Source organism: Collinsella aerofaciens (assembly GCF_015670795.1).
Classification (GTDB): Bacteria; Actinomycetota; Coriobacteriia; order Coriobacteriales; family Coriobacteriaceae; genus Collinsella; species Collinsella aerofaciens_Q.
This window is the reverse complement of record NZ_JADPCJ010000001.1, coordinates 144,710-166,547: the sequence shown is the minus strand read 5'-3', so window position 1 is coordinate 166,547 and position 21,838 is coordinate 144,710. Positions and strand designations below refer to the sequence as shown.

Annotated in this window: 21 protein-coding genes and 1 tRNA gene; 18 read left to right on the top strand and 4 right to left on the bottom strand. The window is 54.4% G+C overall.

Annotation, left to right across the window (positions count from 1 at the left end; translation table 11 throughout):
* From I4W09_RS00825 to I4W09_RS00765, 13 genes are all read left to right on the top strand, one after another.
* Entirely contained in the window at positions 1-1,317 is a 1,317-nt protein-coding gene (locus I4W09_RS00825) for a lipopolysaccharide biosynthesis protein (protein WP_196031278.1), read from the top strand.
* Complete coding sequence (locus I4W09_RS00820) at positions 1,307-2,518, top strand: glycosyltransferase family 4 protein (protein WP_196031277.1); 1,212 nt, start codon at positions 1,307-1,309, stop codon at positions 2,516-2,518. Before I4W09_RS00825 ends, I4W09_RS00820 begins: the two co-directional genes overlap by 11 nt.
* Positions 2,515-3,507, top strand: coding sequence for an acyltransferase family protein (locus tag I4W09_RS00815; protein WP_196031276.1), 993 nt, complete (start codon positions 2,515-2,517; stop codon positions 3,505-3,507). Before I4W09_RS00820 ends, I4W09_RS00815 begins: the two co-directional genes overlap by 4 nt.
* A gap of 13 nt (positions 3,508-3,520) precedes the next feature.
* The gene (locus I4W09_RS00810) at positions 3,521-4,039 is read left to right on the top strand and encodes an acyltransferase (protein WP_196031275.1); all 519 of its coding nucleotides are present in this window, start codon (positions 3,521-3,523) and stop codon (positions 4,037-4,039) included.
* Positions 4,040-4,088: 49 nt separating this feature from the next.
* A complete protein-coding gene (locus I4W09_RS00805; protein ID WP_196031274.1) occupies positions 4,089-5,177 on the top strand; it encodes a glycosyltransferase family 2 protein in 1,089 nt (362 codons plus the stop codon).
* Positions 5,178-5,228: 51 nt separating this feature from the next.
* On the top strand, positions 5,229-6,266 hold the full coding sequence (locus I4W09_RS00800; RefSeq protein ID WP_196031273.1) for an NAD-dependent epimerase/dehydratase family protein: 1,038 nt from the start codon (positions 5,229-5,231) through the stop codon (positions 6,264-6,266).
* A 69-nt stretch (positions 6,267-6,335) separates the two neighbouring features.
* A complete protein-coding gene (locus I4W09_RS00795; RefSeq protein WP_196031272.1) occupies positions 6,336-7,595 on the top strand; it encodes a nucleotide sugar dehydrogenase in 1,260 nt (419 codons plus the stop codon).
* Positions 7,596-7,780: 185 nt separating this feature from the next.
* Complete coding sequence (locus I4W09_RS00790) at positions 7,781-8,845, top strand: hypothetical protein (protein ID WP_196031271.1); 1,065 nt, start codon at positions 7,781-7,783, stop codon at positions 8,843-8,845.
* Positions 8,846-8,992: 147 nt separating this feature from the next.
* Positions 8,993-9,787: a hypothetical protein gene (locus I4W09_RS00785; RefSeq protein WP_196031270.1), complete on the top strand. Its 795-nt coding sequence runs from the start codon at positions 8,993-8,995 to the stop codon at positions 9,785-9,787.
* Positions 9,788-9,884: 97 nt separating this feature from the next.
* The gene (locus I4W09_RS00780) at positions 9,885-11,582 is read left to right on the top strand and encodes an ATP-dependent nuclease (RefSeq protein WP_196031269.1); all 1,698 of its coding nucleotides are present in this window, start codon (positions 9,885-9,887) and stop codon (positions 11,580-11,582) included.
* Between the two features lie 5 nt (positions 11,583-11,587).
* The gene (locus I4W09_RS00775) at positions 11,588-12,721 is read left to right on the top strand and encodes a hypothetical protein (RefSeq protein WP_196031268.1); all 1,134 of its coding nucleotides are present in this window, start codon (positions 11,588-11,590) and stop codon (positions 12,719-12,721) included.
* 95 nt (positions 12,722-12,816) lie between these two features.
* Complete coding sequence (locus tag I4W09_RS00770; RefSeq protein WP_196031267.1) at positions 12,817-13,518, top strand: hypothetical protein; 702 nt, start codon at positions 12,817-12,819, stop codon at positions 13,516-13,518.
* A gap of 172 nt (positions 13,519-13,690) precedes the next feature.
* Positions 13,691-14,785, top strand: a complete 1,095-nt coding sequence (locus I4W09_RS00765; RefSeq protein WP_196031266.1) for a hypothetical protein — start codon at positions 13,691-13,693, stop codon at positions 14,783-14,785.
* On the opposite strand, the gene I4W09_RS10490 is transcribed toward I4W09_RS00765, so the two are convergent.
* The 3 genes from I4W09_RS10490 to I4W09_RS00755 form a co-directional block, all read right to left on the bottom strand.
* Positions 14,776-14,907, bottom strand: coding sequence for a hypothetical protein (locus tag I4W09_RS10490; RefSeq protein WP_268865626.1), 132 nt, complete (start codon positions 14,905-14,907; stop codon positions 14,776-14,778). The genes I4W09_RS00765 and I4W09_RS10490 overlap by 10 nt on opposite strands.
* A 483-nt stretch (positions 14,908-15,390) precedes the next feature.
* A complete protein-coding gene (locus tag I4W09_RS00760; RefSeq protein ID WP_196031265.1) occupies positions 15,391-16,140 on the bottom strand; it encodes a hypothetical protein in 750 nt (249 codons plus the stop codon).
* Positions 16,124-17,113, bottom strand: coding sequence for a hypothetical protein (locus tag I4W09_RS00755; RefSeq protein ID WP_196031264.1), 990 nt, complete (start codon positions 17,111-17,113; stop codon positions 16,124-16,126). Before I4W09_RS00755 ends, I4W09_RS00760 begins: the two co-directional genes overlap by 17 nt.
* Before the next feature lie 266 nt (positions 17,114-17,379).
* On the opposite strand from I4W09_RS00755, the gene I4W09_RS00750 reads away from it, so the two are divergent.
* The 4 genes from I4W09_RS00750 (at position 17,380) to I4W09_RS00735 (ending at position 19,782) form a co-directional block, all read left to right on the top strand.
* Positions 17,380-18,048: a DUF3990 domain-containing protein gene (locus I4W09_RS00750; RefSeq protein ID WP_196031263.1), complete on the top strand. Its 669-nt coding sequence runs from the start codon at positions 17,380-17,382 to the stop codon at positions 18,046-18,048.
* The gene (locus I4W09_RS00745; protein ID WP_196031262.1) at positions 18,029-18,694 is read left to right on the top strand and encodes a helix-turn-helix domain-containing protein; all 666 of its coding nucleotides are present in this window, start codon (positions 18,029-18,031) and stop codon (positions 18,692-18,694) included. The genes I4W09_RS00750 and I4W09_RS00745 overlap by 20 nt, the downstream gene beginning before the upstream one ends.
* A gap of 86 nt (positions 18,695-18,780) precedes the next feature.
* Positions 18,781-19,569 (top strand): DUF3825 domain-containing protein, encoded by a 789-nt coding sequence (locus tag I4W09_RS00740; RefSeq protein WP_196031261.1) that lies wholly within the window; start codon positions 18,781-18,783, stop codon positions 19,567-19,569.
* Positions 19,570-19,707: 138 nt separating this feature from the next.
* Positions 19,708-19,782: transfer RNA gene (locus tag I4W09_RS00735), tRNA-Val, on the top strand.
* Between the two features lie 96 nt (positions 19,783-19,878).
* Here the strand turns inward: I4W09_RS00735 and I4W09_RS00730 are convergent.
* Entirely contained in the window at positions 19,879-20,121 is a 243-nt protein-coding gene (locus I4W09_RS00730; RefSeq protein WP_196031260.1) for a hypothetical protein, read from the bottom strand.
* A gap of 45 nt (positions 20,122-20,166) precedes the next feature.
* Between I4W09_RS00730 and I4W09_RS00725 the strand changes: the two genes are divergently transcribed.
* On the top strand, positions 20,167-21,321 hold the full coding sequence (locus I4W09_RS00725; protein WP_196031259.1) for a putative endonuclease domain-containing protein: 1,155 nt from the start codon (positions 20,167-20,169) through the stop codon (positions 21,319-21,321).
* The last annotated feature ends 517 nt before the right edge of the window (positions 21,322-21,838 follow it).

Here is a 21,838-nt window from a genome sequence, read left to right as displayed (position 1 = left end):
ATGGCGGATTATTCCGAGAAGAACCTCAAGAAGAACAGTGTGCTGCTTGCCGTCTACAAGGCAGTGAGCATGGTGTTGAGTATGCTGTACGTGCCAGTTATCTTGGGCTACTTGGGCACTGGTCTCTACGGCATCTGGGCAACAATCCTGAATGTAATCTCCTGGGTAAATTATTTCGATATTGGTATCGGCAACGGCCTCCGCAACAAACTCAGCGCCGCCCTGGCCAAGGACGCCGATGATTCGAGGGTCAAGTCCCTCATATCAAGCGCCTATGTGCTACTGAGCGTCGTCGTACTGGGCGTAATGGCCGTGGCGCTCGTCGTTTTCCAGTTCATCGACTGGAACGCCTTGCTCAACATCCCTGAGTCGCTTTACGGCAACGCCAAAGCCGTCGTAGCGGTCAGCTTTGCGCTCATGTGCATTGGCTTCGTGTTCTCCATTTGCAAAAGCCTCTTCTTTGCGGTGCAGGAAGCGCACATCGTTAGCCTGCTCGGCGTTGCACAGCAGGCGTGCATGCTCATGAGCGTCCTCACGCTCGGATTATTCGACTCCGACAGACTCATGTCAGTTGCCATTGCCTACGGTCTCTCTGCACTCGTCATCGAGCTTGCGTTCACGTTTGCATTCTTCAGGAAGCGTCGCCCCTGGGTGCCGACCCCGATGGCGTACGACAAGGGTATGGCTAGGGACGTCACCGGGCTCGGCGTCCAGTTCTTCATCATCCAGATGGCATCACTGGTCCTCTCGAGCACTGACAATGTCATAGTTTCCAACATCTTCGGACCCGAGGCAGTCACCCCGTACTCCACTGCCTTCAAGCTATTTACCGTCCCCGTGAGCTTGTACGCTTCCATGATTTCACCGTACTGGTCCTCCATAACGGCGCGCTACGCGCGAGGTGACGTTTCGGGCATCAAAGGCAACGTTCGGCACATGGAGAAGTTGCTCGCCTTGCCCGCAGTCTGCTGCTTAGTGCTCGCCCTTGCCTACACGCCCATCACGGACATTTGGCTAGGGCAACACCTCGATACCTCGACCGACCTCGTCTGGCTTATGTTCGTATATTGCCTGGTGTACAGCTGGAACGCCATCTGGTCGCAGGTGTCCAACGGTATGGCGTGCATGAAGATGATGATGGCGCTGGCCGTAGGACAGGCGATTGTGAACATCCCGCTTTCATACCTGTTCGCGAACATGATCGGGTCGAGCTCGGGCGTCCTGCTCGGCACCATCGTCACTATGCTCAGCTCCTCGGTCGTATATCCCGCCTACATCAACAGAAAGCTAGCGAAGGAGTCGGCCATTGAGCAGTAGCGACCGTATCCTCTACGTCGTCCAAGGTATTCCCGGCGGCAATGCGCCCACCAAGCACGCCTTCGCCATTGCCGATCTTCTCTCCATGTGCAATTACGAACCCCATTTCATGGTGGCAGGCATAGCCGACCCGAAGCTGCCCGCCCTCGTCGAGGAATTTGACTACCCAATCGAGTTCCCCAAGAGCCTGACCCTCGGCGGTCGCCAGCTGGCCGCAAAGTACGCCGAGCGCCTCATCTCGTGTGCGAGCATCCCCGCCTTCAAGGAAGCCATGGCCCGCATAAATCCCGCAGTCGTCATCTACTACGGAATCCAGAACCGCCTCGCCAAGGCCATAGAGCGTGAATGCCATAGCGCGGGCGTTCCGGTCCTCGTCGACGAGACCGACTGGTTCGAGACTCACTTCGAGGGCGACCTCGCCAAATGGATTGTGGCTAAGTCGCGGGAGAGACGCGTCACCGACGCCGATAAAGCGGTCGATGGGGTGCTAGCTATATCCCCCTTCTTTAAGGAGCACTTCGAGGAACTCAAAAAGGCACAGGGCGCCCCGCGCGTTATGTTTCTCCCGCCGCTCAACCGATCGGGCGACGCACTAGACGAAGTTCCGTCACCCGAGTTCGCCAAGAGGAAGTCAACCCGTTTCTTTTACGCAGGGTCTCCCACAGGCAAGGACTACATCGACTGCTTCGTTGAGGCTATGGCCTCCTGCGCAGGGTCCTTCGAGACTGAGCCCGAGCTTGACGTTGTGGGCGTGAGCCAGAGGGAAGGCGAGATCCTGCTGCACGGCCGTGGCGCGGGCGCTGCAGTCAGGTTCCACGGCAGGCTCCCGCATGCTGCTGTCATCGAGATGCTCCGCAGGGCGGATTTCGGCATCCTGTTCCGACAGCCCGCGCTCTACGCCCGTGCTGGCTTCTCCACCAAATTCGCGGAATGCATGTCCAACGGAGTGCCCATGCTTTGTAATGCCGTAGGCGGTGCCGATCTCGTGCTCTCGCCCGGCGTCGACGGCATCGTCATTCCCGACCTCAAACTAGCCTCGCTCGCCGAGGGCGTCAGGAGCGCCTGCTGCATGTCAGACGACGAATTGATCGACATGAAGCGCGCCACGCTTGCCAAATCCAAGGAGCTCTTTCAGACCGAAAACTACGTGGCACAGATGACTGGGTTCCTGGGGTCCTTGCGGGGGGTGTGCAGCCGATGACGGAACTCGAGTTCAGTATCCAGCGCCTCCGCGAGAGGCGGACTTTGGTTATGGGCATAGCGGCCCTTATGATCTACTTTGCCCACGTGTACTCCTACGCCGACCTGGGTACCCTTGGTGCGTTTTTCACCTACGCAAACTGGGGCGTTGACGTCTTCCTGCTCGTGAGCGGCTTCGGCATAGGCCACTCCATAGCTAAGTGCCCCATCGCCCGCAAATTTTATTGGAAGAGGCTCGTCAGGGTGGGCGTTCCGTACCTGATACTCGCCGTCCCGTTCTATTTCGCCTCCGACATCCTCGTTGCCGACCAGGGCGACTGGGGATTGTTCGTGCTCGACGTCTCCACGCTGTCGTATTGGCTGCTCCACCGGGGGGCTTGGTATGTGTCCATGCTTGTGCCGCTCTACCTCTTGGTCCCACTGGTGGGTAGCTTCTGCCGCCGCTTTGGCGCGCCTATTGTCTGCATCGTGGCGACCGTTCTGAGTGCCGCCGTCGCGCTATTCCTGAAGGCCGCCTTTACGGATGCCGGCCTCGCGCTCAACGTCGCGAATGTCTTCCAGCGGATTCCGTCCTTCTTCACGGGCTACCTACTCGCCGACCGCTTGATATCCGGAAAGTCTCGGGGGGGGGTATCTGTCAAAGCCGCTGTACTTGGGAGCGTTCTCGCATTGCTCGGCTGGTTCCTCTCTAGGAACACAGGGTGCACGTCCTTCATGCCCGCTCTCGTTATTGCCTTCTGGGTTTCCGCTCCGCAAAGGCTTCCCTTTGAGTGCTTCCTCGAAAAGCTCGGCAAGGCCAGCCTGGAGTCCTATCTGCTGAACATCTATGTCCTGGCTCTCATGCGTGACGCCTTTGGGTGGGCGGGCATCGCGGATTATCTCATTGTAACTGTGATATCAATGGTCGTTGCGTTGCTTTTGCACCATGCACTTGAGAGGCCGCTCGAGCACCTAGTCGCTATGAACCCCGTGAGAAGAACAGCCGTATAGAAAGGGATGTGATATGGGATTGCTATCCACGCTGAAATGGAAGCTCACTCCCGCCGATAAGAAGCTCGCCATTCTTAAGAAGGGCGGCCTCACCATCGGGAGGGGGTGCGAAATCCTCAATGGTTATGAATTGGGCTCCGAGCCATGGCTCGTCACCATCGGGGATAACGTTCGCATAACGGGGGGCGTTAAGATAACTACCCACGACGGAGGCTGCTGGGTACTGCGCCATAAGTACCCTGAGCTTGCGGATTGCGATCGGTTTGGCCGCGTGACCATCGGCGACAACTGCCACATCGGTATGAACGCCATGATCCTGCCGGGGGTCACCATCGGCCGTGACTGCATCGTCGGGGCATGCGCCGTCGTCACCCACGACGTCCCTGACGGCACTGTGGTCGCCGGCGTTCCGGCCCGCCCTATCTGTACGGTAGAGGAGTATCGCGACAAGCACGCACATGAATTACTTATGACCAAACATATGTCTCGCGACGAGAAGCGTGCCCACGTCGAGACCCATCTGCCCAAGTAATCGAGCAGCTCGGAGGAGCACATCAATGCAAGCGATATACAAGAAAGTAATGCGAAAGGCAGCTCGCGCCGCGACGACCGCAATCTACCCGCCACTGCGCGCCCGCGCCTTCGTGTCGCCAGTCACGGAGTACGACGTCTCGAGCCTTTCCGGCTTGGAGCGCGAGTTCCGCCCACCGTTCGTCGCCGTACCCTCGCCCGACCGCTCCGAATGGCCCGAGATTCCCGAGGTCGACGTTTCCTTTGTCGTGCCTTGCTACAACGTCGAGCGCTACGTGAGAGAGTGTGTAGAGTCCATATTGGCGCAGCGGACGTCGCATACCTTTGAGATTGTGGCAGTCGACGACGGTTCGACCGATTCGACGGGGACCGTTCTCGATGAGCTGGCGGCCGAGGATAGCCGCGTGCGCGTCATCCACCAGGCCAATTGCGGTTTCTCAGGCGCCCGCAACACTGGACTCGAAAAGGTCCGGGGGGGGGTAATCGTTTTTGTGGACTCCGACGACAACATTCCTGAGGCTTCCGTCGAACTGCTTATGGCACCCCTTGCAGATTCGACGATTGGGTTTGTCTCGGGAGGTGTCGTTTCGATTGACGAGAGCGGCGCACTCAGGAACGGAGGGAAGTCGACCTTAGCGGGCGGCACACCATGGGGTCACGCCTTCCGTCGAGAGCTATGGAGACGGATAGAGCTGCCTGAGGGCTATTGGTTCGAGGATACGGTCCTCAAATACTGCATCTACGGTATGTGGAAAGAGGCAGCCATCGAAGGGGTTGTCTACAACTACCGCAACAACCCAACAAGCATCAGCCATACCTCCAAGCGTTCCAAGAAGTCCCTGGACACGGTGTGGATAGTCCAGCAGATGATTCTCTGGCGCCGCGCGCTTGGCGGGGCGTTCGACCAGTTTATGTTCGACCAGACGCTCAAGCAGTTCGGCATGCTCGCCTACGACAGGCTCACAGCCCTCGACGACGCCGAGATGCGTTCGGCCTTCGCCCTCATGTGCGACATCCTCGCGTCGGTGCCTGAGTTCGAGGAGATGCAGACCACCATGCAGGGGCGCTGGCCCGACGTTCTGCTCGCATTACGTACGCGCAACTTCAAGCTGTGGAGCCTCGCCTGCTACTTCCTCTAGCGGGCGTAAGCGCGCTTTTTGAATTAGTACATTGACAACGAAAGAGGAGAAATGGCAAGTAAGGTATTGGTAACGGGCGCCGCCGGCTTCATCGGCGCGTTCCTCGTCAAGAAGCTGCTCGATGAGACCGACGATGTGATTGTCGGTCTCGACAACCTCAACAGCTATTACGACCCCGGCATCAAAGATGCGCGCCTGCGCATGCTCGCCGAGGCCGATGCCGACGGCCGCTTCGCCTTCGTGCGCGGTGACCTGTGTGACTCTGCACTCATCGAGCGTCTGTTCGCCGAGAACGGTTTCGACGTCGTGGTGAACCTCGCCGCCCAGGCGGGCGTCCGCTACTCCATCGAGAACCCGCGCGCCTACCTCGAGAGCAACCTCGTCGGATTCTTCAACATCCTGGAGGCCTGCCGCCACCACCCGCTCAGGCACCTCGTCTACGCGAGCTCCAGCTCGGTCTACGGCGGCAACAAGAAGGTGCCGTTCTCCGAGGAGGACCGCGTGGACTCGCCGGTGTCGCTCTACGCCGCCACCAAGAAGTCAAACGAGCTCATGGCCGCCGCCTACTCCAAGCTCTACTCCATCCCGGCCACCGGCCTGCGCTTCTTCACGGTTTACGGTCCCATGGGCAGGCCCGACATGGCCTACTTCGGATTCACCGAGAAGCTGCGCCGCGGCGACACCATCAAGATCTTCAACATGGGCGACTGCCGTCGCGACTTCACCTACGTCGACGACATCGTCGAGGGCGTGAGGCGTGTCATGGACGCCGCACCCGAGGTGAAGATGGGCGAGGACGGGCTGCCCCTCGCCGCCCATCGCGTCTACAACATCGGCAACTCGCATCCCGAGAACCTGCTCGACTTCGTCGACACGCTGCAGCGCGTGCTGGTGGAGGAGGGCGTGCTGCCCGCTGACTATGACTTCGAAGCTCACAAGCAGCTCGTTCCCATGCAGCCCGGTGACGTGCCCGTCACCTACGCCGATACCACGGCGCTCCAGCGCGACCTGGGCTACAAGCCAGCGACGCCGCTCGAGGACGGCTTGAGGGCCTTCGCCAAGTGGTATAAGCGCTACTACAACATTTAGCAAATCATGGCCCTGTAGCAGGGGCCATTTTTCATGCTGATTACTGTTCTTTGACAATTGGAGAATGACATGAAGATCGCTGTTGCCGGTACCGGCTACGTCGGCCTGTCCCTCGCTGTCCTGCTCTCGCAGCACAACGAGGTCCACGCGCTGGACATCGTGCCCGAGAAGGTCGAGAAGATCAACAACTACGTATCGCCCATCCAGGACGACGAGATCGAGCGGTTCCTCGCGGAGGCAAAGGCGGGGGAGCGCAAGCTCGACCTGCACGCCACCGTCGACGTGGCCGAGGCCTACGCGGGCGCCGACTACGCCGTCATCGCCACGCCAACCAACTACGACTCGGACAGGAACTTCTTCGACACGAGCTCCGTCGAGGCCGCAATCACCGCCGTGCGCTCGGTGAACCCGGACGCCTGGATCGTCATCAAGTCGACCATCCCCGTCGGCTACACCGCGGGCCTGCGAGAGAGGCTGGGCGACGACAAGATCTTCTTCAGCCCCGAGTTCCTGCGCGAAAGCAAGGCCCTCTACGACAACCTGCACCCCAGCCGCATCGTGGTTGGCGCGCCGAAGGACGACTCCGAGGCTGTCGCGGCTGCCGAGCGCTTCGCACGCCTGCTTGCCCAAGGGGCGGACCCCGCGGAGCTGGAGCGTGTTAACGCCGACGGAACTATCGGCATTCCCGAGCTCGTGCTGGGCACCACCGAGGCCGAGGCGGTGAAGCTCTTCGCCAACACCTACCTGGCGCTGCGCGTGGCCTACTTCAACGAGCTCGACACCTACTGCGAGGTCCGCGGCCTCAACACCCGCGACGTCATCGACGGCGTGTGCCTGGAGCCGCGCATCGGGTCCCACTACAACAACCCCAGCTTCGGCTACGGAGGCTACTGCCTGCCCAAGGACACCAAGCAGTTGCTCGCCAACTACAGGGACGTGCCCCAGAACCTGATCGAGGCCATCGTGGACGCCAACCGCACCCGCAAGGACTTCGTGGCCGACGAGGTGCTGCAGATGGTGTGGGACCGCGTGTATGAGGGCAAGGAGAAGCCGGTCGTGGGCGTGTACCGCCTGACGATGAAGTCCAACTCCGACAACTTCCGTGCGAGCTCGATCCAGGGCGTCATGAAGCGCGTGAAGGCCAAGGGCGTGCCCGTGGTGGTCTACGAGCCCACGCTGGACGCGCCGGAGTTCTTCGGCTCCGAGGTGACCCACGACCTGGAGGCCTTCAAGGCCGGCTGTGACGTTATCGTGGCCAACCGCTGGAGCGACGAGCTCGCCGACGTGGCGGACAAGGTCTACACGAGGGATCTATTTAAGCGGGACTAGGGGAGAGGGTTTCCAGCAGAGACTCTAACCTTGCGTATAAATCCATTTGTCGAAAAGAGGGTGTATCGGCGAAAGCCGATACACCCTCTTTTGATTTAACAAGCCCCATCAACCTCTGTAATATGTTTTGGTAGATATACGTAAGATTTTGGTCTCTACCTTGCAATTACCACCTGAGGGAGCTCATGAATAAAGCATCAAAAATAGATAACGCATCGTTATTGTCTCTATTTATGTTCACGGTGCAGGAATACGATGCTATTACTGCATGCGTCCCTTTGCCTACAAAGATTGAATGCAGTTCTATTTCAGACCCACTTGGTCTTCGCGGTTCTAAGATAGAAGATATCGAGATGGTCTGGACCGCAATTTGTGTCCGCATGATGCTTCAGCGGAAGTACTTTTCCAATAGCGAGCGCGTGCAGCTTAAGAAGCTTTTTGATATCGCCGAAACCGATTCGCGCTTCAATACGAAGGCTGTTGGAGATTTGCGTAAAAGGCTCAAACAGCCACTCGGAAGAGATATTGAGCTCATGTTACAAAACGGAAACGATGTACAAGGGCATTTTAGTAACATCGAAGACATCGTTTACGGTAGCTTGCTGCACGCAGATTACGACAGGGCAATGCGGCTGCAGGCGATTCCCAACCATGCAAGATTGCATGCCCTTGCACCATTTGTAATTTCACGCGAGCAAATCATTTTCAGGTTCAGAGATTTATGCATTTCGGCGGAAGTGCCTACGCTTGCAAGAATTGACGGCGACAAGGCCGCTGTATTGAACCTCGATACCTCCCGTGGCGAGGCTAAAGAGGTTATTGGCTCTCCCTACTGGTCGAATGTTGCTGGACACGATGCGGATGTTCCCGAAGTCGTTGATATCATAAAGGCTCTGCCAGTAGATGACGCATCGGCTATTTTGGCTGCGGACAGCTTTATAAATCTACTGTTGAAAAAGCCTCTAGATATAAGGAGTCTTACATCGGCAGTATGCCAAGACTCCCTGGCATACTGGGGTGATTTTGAGGATGCTTCAGAGATGATTCGTTCCATTCCCCAAATTGGAGCCGCTTCTAAGGTGGCTCATGAGGGCGGTACGGATTACGCACAGGTTAAACTACTTCCACATGTTTCAAATGCCTGGATAACCAGCACGCCGCAGTATTTGACGAATGTTTATCAACTCCATTTGGAAAAGCGCCGTGGAGAGTGGAAGGTCTGTGGGATCGTAAGGCCTTGTACTAATTAGTATCAGCATCAAAATCGGACTGGGGCTTTCGCGGTTCTTAATGAGCGGATTTTACTCGACTCGTAGATATGTCTCTGCAGGGTCATATCCTAAAGAAAAGAGACCTGCTGATAACTAGCAAATTCAATAGCGAGAAATGAGTGGTGTATGTTTGAATTGAACGCAAAGCAGGAGATGGCGTTATCTATTGTTTGGATGCGACAGGACCAACTTCCGCTTGATTTGACAGATCTGGAAATTACAAAGCATCTCGTGGCGCTTCGTGACAGCGGCATGATATCAATGCTGACCGACATGTCCAATTCGACAGCATATGTTGAAGCCTTATGCCCTGCTGGCCGCGAACACTATAGTCGAACGCGCCAAGCCAGAAGGAGGTTTAAGTGCATAAGCGATAGCGCCGACGAGCTTCTCAACATTCTGTGCTGTGACGACAACGCTAAGGCCCGTCAGGGACCTTCATATGTGAGCAATAGGGAAGGTGATTATCGCGAATTGTCCCGAAATGGTCTATTGAAGGTTGATTGGGCAGATAACATCGCTTATCGAGTTGCAATAGCCGACGACGGGTGGAATTACTTTGAAGGCTGGTTTTTGGACCAGGAGGTTCCAGTGAATATTAATGTAAGCCCCGTAATCAACAATAACGTATCAAACAACCCTAACATTTCCTCGAGTTCATCCTCGTCATCTACCTCCTCGTCGACTATGAATTCCACTCTTGCCATTCAGATGGTGCTTGAACTAGAACTAAATGAAGAAGACAGGAATGTAGCCCTCGGCGCAATCGCTGATCTAGATAAATCATCTAAAGGAGACGACAAGAAGGACTTTCTCGAAAAGGTCGAAAAGCTTTCGGCTATCGCAAAGAACGTTGGCCCATTAGCGTCAATTGTGATTCCGCTGATTGAAGTGGCTATAAAGCAATTTCTTGGTAATTAAATCAGTATGAAGACAAAGTGGTGGATGAGGACTATACGAGATATATTCACCTAGTGGTTTCAAAAATGTTTGATACAAACGGTAACGGAGTTTGGAAATGGAACCTAACCTATATGTAAAAGATCTCTACATCGAGGGTTTCAAAAAATTCGCATCACCAACTCATATTTCTCTATCTCCAGGCATTAACGTTCTCGCTGGTAATAATGATTCAGGCAAAAGCACAATTCTAGAGGCTCTTCATCTTGTACTGTCTGGTACATATCGCGGTACATCGCTCAATCAAGCTCTCACTCAAGATTTATTTAATGTTGACAACGTCAATTGCTATTTCAATACGCTGAAATGCGGGTCCGCTGTGATGCCGCCGTTAATTCGAATCGAAGCTACGTTCGATGGCAAAGATGACCATCAAATAGCAAAATATGAAGGTGACTACAATGCTGGTAAACAAAAACAATCCGGAATTGGAATTTTAATTGCGCTTAATCGCGAAGAATTTGGGTCGGAATTTGATCAATACGTAAAAGGGCTTGAAGGAAATGCCCTGCCTATCGAATACTATCGCGTTAAAAGGTATACATTTGCGCGCAGCGGATTAGTTACTTCTTCATTAAAGCTTCGTTCTTGTCTGATCGACTCTTCTGGATTCTCAAGGACTGGAAGTCAGCAGTCTTATATATCGCATCTTGCAAAAGACGTTTTAGATCATGATGGTCAAATTTCAGTCCTTCAGGCATATCGACATTCTCGACTCCAATTTAATGAATGCAATGCTGTTAGCGCTGCAAATAAAGTGTTATCCGACAAGGTGAATAGCCTATCGGGAAAAGCAGTCAGCTTCCGCAGCGATATGGGGAATAAGCGAGCATGGGAGTCCGGCGTAGTTGCAGCCCTTGATTCAATATCGTTTTCACATGCCGGTGCCGGATCTCAAAATATGGTTGAAGTCGAGTTGGCCCTAGCAAAAAACAGCGAAAACGGATCTAATGTAATTCTCCTCGAAGAGCCCGAAGCACACCTCTCGCACGCAAGTCTCAATAAGCTACTGAATGGTATTTGTGATGAATTGAATAGCCAGCAAGCTGTAATTACTACACACAGCAGCTTTGTAGCAAATAAGTTATATCTCGGTAATCTTCTTATGGTTGGCCCGGATGGCACTACTACCAGTCTCCGCAACGGTTGCACTGATGATACCTACCATTTCTTTGAAAAACTTCCAGGCTATTCAACGCTTCGCTTTTTGCTATGTAAAGCGTGTTTTCTTGTAGAAGGTGATTCTGATGAGCTCATAGTACAGAGAGCGTATATGGATTCCCATAACGGTCGCCTTCCCATTCAAGATGGCATAGAGGTTATTTCAGTCGGCAATTCTGGTTCCAGATTTCTACAACTTGCTGATGCGGTTTCTCAGTTCGCTGTCGCTTTGACCGACAATGACGGAAACATCGAGGCCAGAGAAAATCAATATAAGGCCTATAGTTTACTCGGCAAAGGCAAACCTGATGAGGACGCTAGAGTCGCCGTCAGTTTCCCAGAAAGACTGTTAAATCGAGGGTCAATTGACGGATACTCTTACAATACGCTTGAGCCTGAGCTAGTTGAAGCAAACGGGGTTGACTGCGTCAATCAGATATTGAGGAAAAGCTATAACACACGAGATAATCTGCTCCAATATATGAAAAGTCACAAAACTGAATGCGCGTACGAGTTTTTTAAAACAAGTACAGAAGTCAACTGGCCCGACTATATCACCCGTGCAATTGATTTCATTGATAGGGCCGTCGGGTGATTTAGATGTCCGGTGTATTCTATGACGCCGCGGCGGGATCTGGTAAAACGACGTATCTCGCTAGATTGGCTGTCGAGCATCGTAATGGTCACGTGCTTCTCACAACATTCACTGATGCCAATAGCGATGAACTAAACCGAGTTCTTCTAAATGAAGTTGGTAGCATCCCTGATACGATTGACGTCATGCCATGGTATACGTTCCTTCTAAACGAGTGCATAAGACCATTTCAGGGCGCATTTGGGGCGCTTGCAAATGAACCCATCGCCGGCATCGACCTCGTAAGCACCGCATCCGCATTAAGGACCAGGAAAACTGAATTGCGCCATTATGCTTGCCGACATAATGGCGATAACAAGATCAAAATATTTAGCGACAAACTTGCAGAACTCGCACTTTATATTAATGAGATTACAAACGGAGACGTTATCGATCGTCTATCTCGTTTATACACCATGATTTGTATTGACGAAATCCAAGATATGTCTGGTTATGATCTTGACCTTATCGCAAACATGCTTTGCGAAATTAGTGATATGCGCTTTGCTGGCGATCAGCGACAGGCAACTTTTCATACGGCAAACGTCGCTAAAAACAAGTCGTATCGCAAATCGGGGTTTGGCAAATATATTAAGGACAAACGCCTTAATTGCACTGTCGATGTCGACACACTCCGATTCTGTCACCGTTGTCCTCAGATTATTGTGGATTTGGCTGATGCCCTGTATCCGGAGCTTCCGTCAACTATTTCGACAAGGGATAAATCTGAAGCTACATCCCAACAGCCCATAAAATTAGTTAGGGTTTCGGATGTTGTCAGTTACAGCAACCGTTATGGCGCCGTGAGCCTTGTCTATGACAGAAGGACAAAAACTCCTCCAGGGATTCAGACAAATAACATGGGCGCTGTAAAAGGGCTTTCTTTTGACAATGTTCTTCTTTTTCCAACTTCCAATATGCGGAACTGGCTCTTTGACCATAGCACTAACCTATCTGAAGCCACGAAGGCGAAACTCTATGTTGCCGTCACACGTGCAAGGTCAAGCCTAGCAATTGTAGTACCGGATGATTTCCAGCCTCAGGCGCTTGATGCATGGCATATATGGATGCCTGGCGACATTAACATGGAAAAGAGCTGATCGGGAAGTATTGATCGAAGTTATTCCTTAAACAAGGGCACAACAAACCTCGTTAGCAATCTAAATTAATTGAATTATCAAATAGGGGATTCACGGTGAACATAGATCCGAATTATTCGCTCGATTTATATTGTCAGTCTTATTGGGATTATTATTTGGCAATAGAGGAGCGATTTGCACATACGGAACGTTATTGCGCTTTTTCAGAGCAAAACCGTGATACATATTCTATTGAATATTTGACTCTCTATCTTGCATCGTGCGGTGAGATAGATTCCCTAGGAAAGGGGATTGTTCGTCAGTTATTTCCAAATGTAGACCTTAATAAATGCACCATAAACAAATGGGGCTATTATCTTGGGGAAGCTTTTCCTGATCTTGGAATTAAGACCGTTGAGTTTAAGGGAAAGTTCAAATTTCGACCTTTCGATGGTTGGAAGCAGATTAAAAGCGAGAATAAAAATGGCAGCGCATATTACAAACGCGCCGATAATTCGAAACCCCTAACTTGGTGGACCGACTACAACAGTGTCAAACACAACAGAGTAGTAATTGACGAGGATACGGGTACCGGTAATTTTGAGAAGGCAAGTCAGGGAAATCTTCTCAAAGCCATCGGTGCTCTATTTCTTATGAATAGACTAATGATGTTGAAAATCGACAAAGATGGCTACTCCTCAATAAAGCATTCGAGCCTTTTTAAGTTGTGTGGCTCAATTGATGAGGCTAAATCTACTTTGTTCTATAGCAGCGATGGCCACCCATGCATGCGTGTTGAGGAGCCTCCTTCGGAATAAGGAAATACGCCCCTTCCTTTCACCGGCTGGCAAAACGATTTACACCTAATTATGGGAGTCGATCACGGGTTATATCATCGTCTATTGTCCGATCTCACTACAATAATAACTGCTGCTACCAAGGCATTTCCTGGTACAGCTCCCATTGGCTCTTGCGAAGATCGGAGCGGTTATGTTTGCCACCGCGTTCCACACCAGCCGAAACTACATCCTGCTTACTATCATGGCCTGCCTATGCGTTTTGCTGGGCGGGCCTTCTTATGCCGCGGGCGCGGACAGCCTGTTCATTGCGGGCGCCACGTACTACGAGCCGGGCGTGTCGGGTCTCGGGTGGGTTTGGGCCGATGCCGAACATCTAGAGCTCACCGGCTATGCGGGCGAAGCCATCGGCGCCGACGGCGACCTGGTGGTGACGCTTGTGGGGCAAAACTCCGTGGTCGAGACGCATGCGCCCGATGCGGACATTTCCATGAGCGGCATGGAGGTGTGGGGGAACCTTACGCTTCGCGGTTCCGGCTCGCTCGCAGCGACAGGTTCGCAATGCGGGATCCATGTGTCCCAGGCGCTAGTGGTGGACAGCTGCACGGTCGATGCCAGGGCCGACGGGGCAGGCGTTATTGACCAGACTGTTGCCGGCATTGCCGCAGGCAGCTTAACAGTACGTGGCGGAGGGCGCGTTGTTGCCGCGGGCGCGGGATCCGATGCAGGCTTGCACTTTTATGGCGTGCGCTTGCTCGACGAGGGGTTTGGTGCTGACGTTGCGAGCGAGACGCTTGTCGTGGATGCGTCCTGGCTGGATGCAACCGGTACGTATGCCGGCGTTGCCTGCGATCGCGGATCGCTCGTGGCTGCGCACTTTGTGACGCCTGCAGGCGGAGCTTTTGGTGCTGGTGGCGTGGTGGATGCTGAAGGGTCCGTGGCCACGCATGTGGTGATTGAGCCCGATGGTGCCACGGCCCCGGCGGGGGAGACCGTTACACCCGGCGGCGAGGTGCCAGGGGATGGAACAGGCGAGACTACTGGTGGCGCCGACCCGGCTGCGGGTCAACCCGGTGCGGGACAGGCGACGGATCCTGCGGTGAAACCCGCAGCTACATCGCCCAAGACAACGGCCACCAAGACCGCAGTCACCAAGACGACCAAGCCCAAATCCACTATGGCAACAACATCGGCGCTTCCCAAGACCGGCGACTGCTACTGGATAGCTGCCTCCTTAACGCTATTCCTGCTGGGGACAGTGCTTATGAGCGCCGCATATCACTGCTGATGCGGTACGACGCACTTGTCTGCGGCAACACCATGACGTTCGGCACGCTTTACGAGCTCCTCCATGAGCTCGAGATGGAACTTGGGCGAAAGGTTGATATCGTCACCAACCCACCAGAGCACATGCGCCCGACCTTCCGCAAAAGCATCGAGCAGGATGAGGTGCGTGTCTATGAAACACTGTAAGAAGGACGAGGGGTTTGCGAATATTTGGATTAGATAGAACGGCTCACCGCCTTAGGTTAACGAAGGCGATTGCGGGACTTCTTAACCCGCCTTGCATCGCTTTCCATTTATTTATATGCTTGTCCTAGAATTTGGTCGTAAGGCTCGACCAACGGAATCAAAAGAAAGCCTACCGAGAAGATCTTGGTCGCAGGGCGCGACCAACGCAATCTAAATAACGCTCGCGGAGAAGACGCCTTCAATCTTTCTGGTTGAAGGCGTCTCTATTTTGACTTATAAGCCCCAGTTTCGTTTCAATGCCGTCAAAGCCCAAGGCCAGCGCGAGCGGCGTGTTCCCCACACTCGCCAAAACTGCCGACTTCCACTGGATTGCAATGTCCTTGGGGCCTGCGTTGGCCGAAAGCGCGTCATGTGTGCGCGTTATCGCAAGTAAACGTCCTTCAGCACCTCAACGATCTGTTGCGCCGCAACACCCTTGATCCTGATTGTTTTGGGATCGACGGGGTCCAATTCATAGACCTCCATGAAGCGCCTCATGTCAGCACGAACCCCCTCGCTCATGGCGGGGTGCTCGTTACCCGCGAGCAAGGTGGCGAGGCGGCAGACGTCGTTGCGGTGTTTCTTCACGGTCTTCTCGTCGACGGCCTGACCTTCCGCGCGCTTGGCAGACAGGTCAAGCCACGCCTTAGCTTTGAAGGGGATAAGCCCCTCGACCGACAGGACAGCGACGCCGCCGGCCGACACCCTGTTCTCGACAAGCAGTCTGTAGTATTCCTCGTCCAACAGAATTGCAGAAAGGCTGGAAACCTCATCGTCGATGTGAATCGGCATAAGGCCGGAATCCCCTTCGCGCAAGTTGATGTCGGCGCACGCGAATAACTCCAGCATGGCGGGGAAGGCCGGGTCCTTCGGCTTAGAGAACCTGTAGAACTGCGGCTTCCCGCTACTCTTTTGTCTGTTCTCGTATCCGCCCTCCCGGACAAAGTCCCAGAAGACGCGGCCGAACTCAGGTGTCAGCGCTTCCACCAGAAGGACCAGATCTAGATCTTTCGTTGCCCTGAAATTCTGCCCTGCCTCGCCGAACAGCAGGTCGCAGGCGCCGCCACCGATTAGGACATATTCGTCCTCGCGGCCCACGAAGCGTTCCTTGAACTTATCGATTCCCTTCATAATCAACCCCAAGCACTCGATTCAAGACGTACTCGATCTCGCCCGCGACGCGCGGGTCGTCCCTCACATCGTCGGGAAGGGATAGGATGGCGGAAAGCGGGTCGCCAACACACCCGGGCGCTGGCTCGGGCTCGTAGCGCAGTACCTGCACTACGCACGCGGGCTCCTCTGACTCGTCGAATCCAGCGTTACGTGCACAGGTCGCCAGCCCCAGGGCGCGCTCTTGCGCTTTGGTCGCGGTGAAAGTCGGCCAGGGGTCGTCCTGCAGCATTGAGAGCTCGCACAGCGCCGAAACTCCTCCTGGTGGAAGGTCCGCATCAGGCATGTGGGTCAGGCGATGCTCCCTTGCGACCGGGCTTGCCATGTATGGTTCCAGCCGTCGCCACAGCGCCATCTTATTCCGGTCGGGGCGTAGGACCCGTCGGCGCCCTTCGGACACGACGATCGAGGGGTCGGCAGCGGCGAGTTCGTCGAACGCGCGCGAGACGGTCATCTTTGCGACAGCGAGAACACTCGCCGCCTGAGTGACGTTGGCTCCGTCGAGTTCACCGTAGAGCGCCATGATGGCGAGTCGCTGCGCCTGGGGCGAGAGCGTTTCGACGCTCACCTGCTTACGGTCGCCCGCATGGCCCTTGTCACCATTCAGCGCGACTCCCAGGAACGGCAGATACACCTGTTTGTCTGTAGCTACGAAGGCGAGGCCGGCCTCAAGCATTCGCTCGACCCTGTAGCCCGTCGCGCTCTCGAGAGCGAAAGCCACGGGAATCCCCAGAGCTATCTCAAGCGTGTTGCGGTGTTTCGCCATGGTCTTCACCGTCGCACTCTCGATGGGGGAAGCCATCACGAACGGCACGCCGAAGGCGGTCCACCGCTCAAGGGAGTACAACCCCCTCAGATACAGGGGAAGCCCCGAGACGTTAACGGGCTCACGCTCGACCCTCGTATGCAGCATCTTCTCAACGAATTCCCGCATGCCTCGCCTCCTTTTGTAACATGATATTTTGAAATGTAACATTAGTAATGTTACACGGCAAACTATTTAGTTACATTTATAGATGTCCTGTGAATACTTCCGTTTCAAAGCCGGCAAAACCCAAAGCGAGCGCAAGCGGCGTGTTCTTCACACTCGCCAAGACCGCCGACAGCTACGGGATTGCCATCTTGCTCTTTTGATACAGGTATCGCTCTGGCGATAGAGTGCTACACTATCGCCAGAGCGATACCTGTTAGGAGGCTCGCGTGGAACTGTGGCATGGTTCTCAGAAAATCATTGAGACTCCCCAGCTTGGCCTGGGGAAAGTCCATAACGACTATGGACAGGGATTCTATTGCACAGAGAGCCTCGACCTTGCAAGGGAATGGGCGTGCTCGCGTGATGCCGACGGCTTTGCGAATCGCTATGAACTCGATATAGCCGATCTCAAAATTCTCGACCTGCTATCGCCGCAATATTGCGTCCTGCATTGGATAGCGTTGCTTGTTGAGCATCGTTCTTTTCGCAAAGACACCGCCATTGCCGCGGGCGCGTGCGAATATCTCCACAATCATTTTCTACCTGACACTAGAGCTTGCGATGTGATTAGGGGATGGCGCGCGGACGACTCGTACTTTAGTTATGCCAGAGCTTTTGTGAACAATACGATTACCGTCGATCAGCTTGGTCGATCTATGAGGCTCGGCAACCTGGGAGAGCAGATTGTGCTCAAAAGCGAGCGCGCGTTTAAGAGTATTCGTTTTGCAGGATTTGAACGTGCGCCGCAAGCTCTGTATGGTCCATTGGCCAAGGAGCGAGATGAAGCGGCAAGGGCGCAATATCGAGAGCTGCTTGCCGAAAATCCATTTGAGGGAATCCGTATCGTCGATATCATTCGAGAGGGGATGACGGACGATGATCCACGCCTACAGTGAGATGTATCTCGAGGATGCCATGAGAACGCTGGGCGAGGCGGTCGATTTTGCCCTCTGTGACCAAGGGCTGACTCCGGCCGAGTTGACGGCCATCCTGTCGAACGCTCTTGAGATGAAACAGTTTGAGCGCGGCACACCTCGCGTCGTCTGCGGCATGGCGGGCGACGAGCTCGCGCGCGATATTATCGCCCATGCGGGACTGAGCCCCGTTGAATGCAGAGAGACCTATCCGTTCGACCGTTCGCCTCAGTATTGGGCGGGCTGGGTTTTGGCCTATGCGCAATGGATGAGCAGCTTGTGTTTTAGCGACCTGTTTGAAGTCGCCCCGCTCGATTGGATAATCGGCTCGTACCATCCGCTTCACGAGGCCTCCGAAGACAAATTCGCCCAGATTGTCATTGATAAATGGAACAACGCCCAGGCAGACAAAAAGGGTCTCAAGGCGGCACGAAAGTCAGCCGGACTAACGCAAAAACAGCTCGCCGCCCAATCGGGGGTTAAGCTTCGCGCCATACAACTCTACGAGCAGAACCAACTCGACCTACGCCGCGCCTCGGTCTCCTCGGCATTAGCGCTCGCAAATGCCCTGCACTGCACTATCGAAGACCTCGTCTGGCAACCGATCGCCCTGGAGTACGACTCCTAGTGCCACTGTGTTTGCTCCCCGGAATTGCATCGCACGTATAGAATCAAACCATCCGCACGCCAGCTATGAAATGGATTGGACACCACATGGAAATCCCCAGCACCCTGTGCAGCAATATCTACGACTTTGCGTTTTGCCCCGAGCCCTGTTACGACCGCCTGGTCGACCTCGCTGATCCCGAGGACTGGGGTCCCTGCAACCGCATCCTCAAAAACTACCTGTCGTTTTCGTTTAGCCGCGCGGTATTCCTGACCGAGCGCGACGTGGACCAGACCGCGCCGTCCAACCTGCCACTGGTGTTCGACGACGACCGCTGCCTGTTCAACACCGGCCTGTACACACGCCGTTACGAGACCATCTACGGTCTGTTTGAGCCCAACACCAAGCCCGATGCGCGCCAGCGCTGGTTTTTGACGGGTTTCTTTAAGGAAAGCGACCCCATGCTGGTCTCGTTTGAGTACCTGCCGTGCCGCGTGCGCTTTGCTGAGGATCCTTCCGAGCTGGTCTTTGACTACCGCCTGCCCATCCGCTCCAACATCGACCATATTCTGGGCGACGAGGAGAACTTTACGCGCATTCCCGCCAGCCTGATGGGGGAGGGCAACTCGCTGCTGCTGCGCCGCGCCTTTGAGGGCGCCGTCGTCGAGGCCGCCCGCCGCGCCGCCGCAAACTACACGCTCGCGGTCCCCCAGTTCTACGGCGGCCGGATCCAGCTGCTGCTGCCGCTGTGCCTGACCGGCGACAAGCCCGAGCTGGCGCTGACCATCCAGCGCGAGGACGGCTTTTACGCCGCGCGCACCTGCCTCACGCTCGACATGGCCTACAACAATGCGAGACTTATCTGCCGCCCCGAGACCTCGTGGATCAAGCGATAAAGGGCGGTTGAACTGCTGGTTTGTCGGTTGCCCTGATTGCGGCGCCGTGGTCTGTGCCCACGAATTTAAAATCGGGGACAAAAAGTTCTTGGTAAACCACGCGCGGCTATGATAGTATCTCTTTTGCCGAAAGGCGACGGGCGATTGGCTCAGGGGTAGAGCATATCCTTCACACGGATGGGGTCACAAGTTCGAATCTTGTATCGCCCACCATCAAAAGCACAGGTCAGAGGTATTAAACTTCTGGCCTTTTTCTTTTTGACACTAAAACTGACACCAAAAGTGACACCAAAATCAAATCGTAGTCCTCTAAGGCGTCATTTTTTTATCGCACCCTTTTTGCTGACGCCATTGCGCGTTCTGCATAAAACGCATACGTATTTTCATTGAATTCCCCTTGTGATCCGAGCGCAAATGTGGAGACAGGGACCACATGCCCAGAGCGCCTTCCAGCGGATTTTTATCACACGAAGGCTTATCGGCAGAACCCGTCAAGCTTTTGGTTTGCTTCCGGTACTTACCCGCATGATGCCCCAGTAGATAATCGGCCATACCCGCAATCCGCACGGCCTACGGCCGATACCAGGGGAGGCGCAAATGGACGAAATCGTATGTGCAAACACCGCATTCCGCTACTGGCGCTGCCCACCGCAGGTGCGCGATCTCTACCCACGCCTACCCAACTCCGAAGACGGCTGGCGAGCCCTAGCCCAAGCCCCTTTCGTAACCGACGTCCTTAAGACGCCAGTCATCACAGCAGCATCAACACGAAGCAACCTGCATTCCAAGACAAGACGGACCATCCGATGGAACAGCGCCTATACAGAAAAGGTTTCCATCGACACGGGTATGGGCTTTAGCGTCACAGATCCTCTTCATACGCTATTCACCATGACCCGAAGCGTTTCTTCATACGACCTGGTTCTGGCTATGTACGAATTTTGCGGATGGTTCTCGGTTTTTAAACCAACGCCCGCGGTCGACATGGCACTTGAGCAGGCAAAATCAGAAGAAGAGCAGTACACCACAGAAAGTCTGTTTGAACTAGACGAAACACAAGACGAGGCCCCATGGAAGCGAGTCTGTCCTCGGACGCACAAGAAGGACAGCGAGAATGATCAAAGTGGGCAGCAGGATGACGGATCCGGAAATAAAGCTGACGGAAAGGGCACATCACTCTGGATGAGAAAACCTCTTATTGAAATAGAAGAACTGCACAAATTTGCGGTGAAGGTTAAGGGCGAAATGTGGGGAAAGCAATTCTACGAAGCCGCACAGCAGGTAATGGGTATTGCTGCTTCCCCGGTAGAAGTTGCTGGAATCATGTTGCTAAGTCATCCGAGGCGTGCCGGCGAAGCGGAGTTTAAAAACATATTCGTCAACGACCTAACACCGCTGTCGAATTCAGCTCGGAAAATCGCAGGTCAGAAAATCTGTTACGGCGATATCGTCATCGTAAACCCAATAACAATGAAGGCAGTGATTATCGAACTTCAAGGAGAGGTTATCCATGGATCGGGTGCTGTGCTTGACCACGATGCCACCCGAATGACAGCATTGCAAAGCATGGGATACGACGTATTTCTTGTAACCCATGACATGCTCAATGATCACGATCAGCTTGATGCCATCATCCACAGTGTGTGTGAGCGATTAGAGTTGCGCTACAAGCCAAAAACCGAGGCGATGAGATGCGCTGAGACCAGATTGCGGGCCAACGTTCTGTGCAATTGGCTTGATATTGGTAAGTAATAATGCCCAACTGAGCATTTTTAATACTTTATATGCTGCCAGTAATTAAATGCCATTTTACAACCACGCCGGTTTACTACGTTGGATTGGGGGTAGCTGAGCACACCGAATTCGCCGCTCGTAAAACCGCAGGTAGATCGCCTGCCCGTTTTGCGAAAGTAGGCGTGAGGTCGGTAATCCGGGAATCGGCGTAGTAAACCGGTCCGTTTATGAAGCGACCAGCTTGGGCGAGCTACGCACGGTTCCGTAAAATGGTCCGAAGGCGTGCGGAAGGGCTCAGGTCCCCGGAAGCACCGCGGATCGCTTTGGTCTGGCCGGCGGCACCTGGGGCGACATTCCGAGCCCCGCGGACTATGTCGAGTACCGTGGGTCCTCTCGGCCCCGCGCCCGTTCCACGCGCCGCAAAATATTTTCCGAAATTGTCCTTGCATCGCCGTCCGAGTTCCCGTATAGTACTTCTTCGCACGGGGGCGTAGCTCAGCTGGGAGAGCGCTTGACTGGCAGTCAAGAGGTCAGG

Coding starts and splice junctions, on each gene's coding strand:
- I4W09_RS00825 (WP_196031278.1), top strand. CDS start 1: ATGGCGGATTATTCCGAGAAGAACCTCAAGAAGAACAGTGTGCTGCTT.
- I4W09_RS00815 (WP_196031276.1), top strand. CDS start 2,515: ATGACGGAACTCGAGTTCAGTATCCAGCGCCTCCGCGAGAGGCGGACT.
- I4W09_RS00810 (WP_196031275.1), top strand. CDS start 3,521: ATGGGATTGCTATCCACGCTGAAATGGAAGCTCACTCCCGCCGATAAG.
- I4W09_RS00805 (WP_196031274.1), top strand. CDS start 4,089: ATGCGAAAGGCAGCTCGCGCCGCGACGACCGCAATCTACCCGCCACTG.
- I4W09_RS00800 (WP_196031273.1), top strand. CDS start 5,229: ATGGCAAGTAAGGTATTGGTAACGGGCGCCGCCGGCTTCATCGGCGCG.
- I4W09_RS00795 (WP_196031272.1), top strand. CDS start 6,336: ATGAAGATCGCTGTTGCCGGTACCGGCTACGTCGGCCTGTCCCTCGCT.
- I4W09_RS00790 (WP_196031271.1), top strand. CDS start 7,781: ATGAATAAAGCATCAAAAATAGATAACGCATCGTTATTGTCTCTATTT.
- I4W09_RS00785 (WP_196031270.1), top strand. CDS start 8,993: ATGTTTGAATTGAACGCAAAGCAGGAGATGGCGTTATCTATTGTTTGG.
- I4W09_RS00780 (WP_196031269.1), top strand. CDS start 9,885: ATGGAACCTAACCTATATGTAAAAGATCTCTACATCGAGGGTTTCAAA.
- I4W09_RS00775 (WP_196031268.1), top strand. CDS start 11,588: ATGTCCGGTGTATTCTATGACGCCGCGGCGGGATCTGGTAAAACGACG.
- I4W09_RS00765 (WP_196031266.1), top strand. CDS start 13,691: ATGTTTGCCACCGCGTTCCACACCAGCCGAAACTACATCCTGCTTACT.
- I4W09_RS00760 (WP_196031265.1), bottom strand. CDS start 16,140: ATGAAGGGAATCGATAAGTTCAAGGAACGCTTCGTGGGCCGCGAGGAC.
- I4W09_RS00755 (WP_196031264.1), bottom strand. CDS start 17,113: ATGCGGGAATTCGTTGAGAAGATGCTGCATACGAGGGTCGAGCGTGAG.
- I4W09_RS00745 (WP_196031262.1), top strand. CDS start 18,029: ATGATCCACGCCTACAGTGAGATGTATCTCGAGGATGCCATGAGAACG.
- I4W09_RS00740 (WP_196031261.1), top strand. CDS start 18,781: ATGGAAATCCCCAGCACCCTGTGCAGCAATATCTACGACTTTGCGTTT.
- I4W09_RS00730 (WP_196031260.1), bottom strand. CDS start 20,121: ATGGCCGATTATCTACTGGGGCATCATGCGGGTAAGTACCGGAAGCAA.
- I4W09_RS00725 (WP_196031259.1), top strand. CDS start 20,167: ATGGACGAAATCGTATGTGCAAACACCGCATTCCGCTACTGGCGCTGC.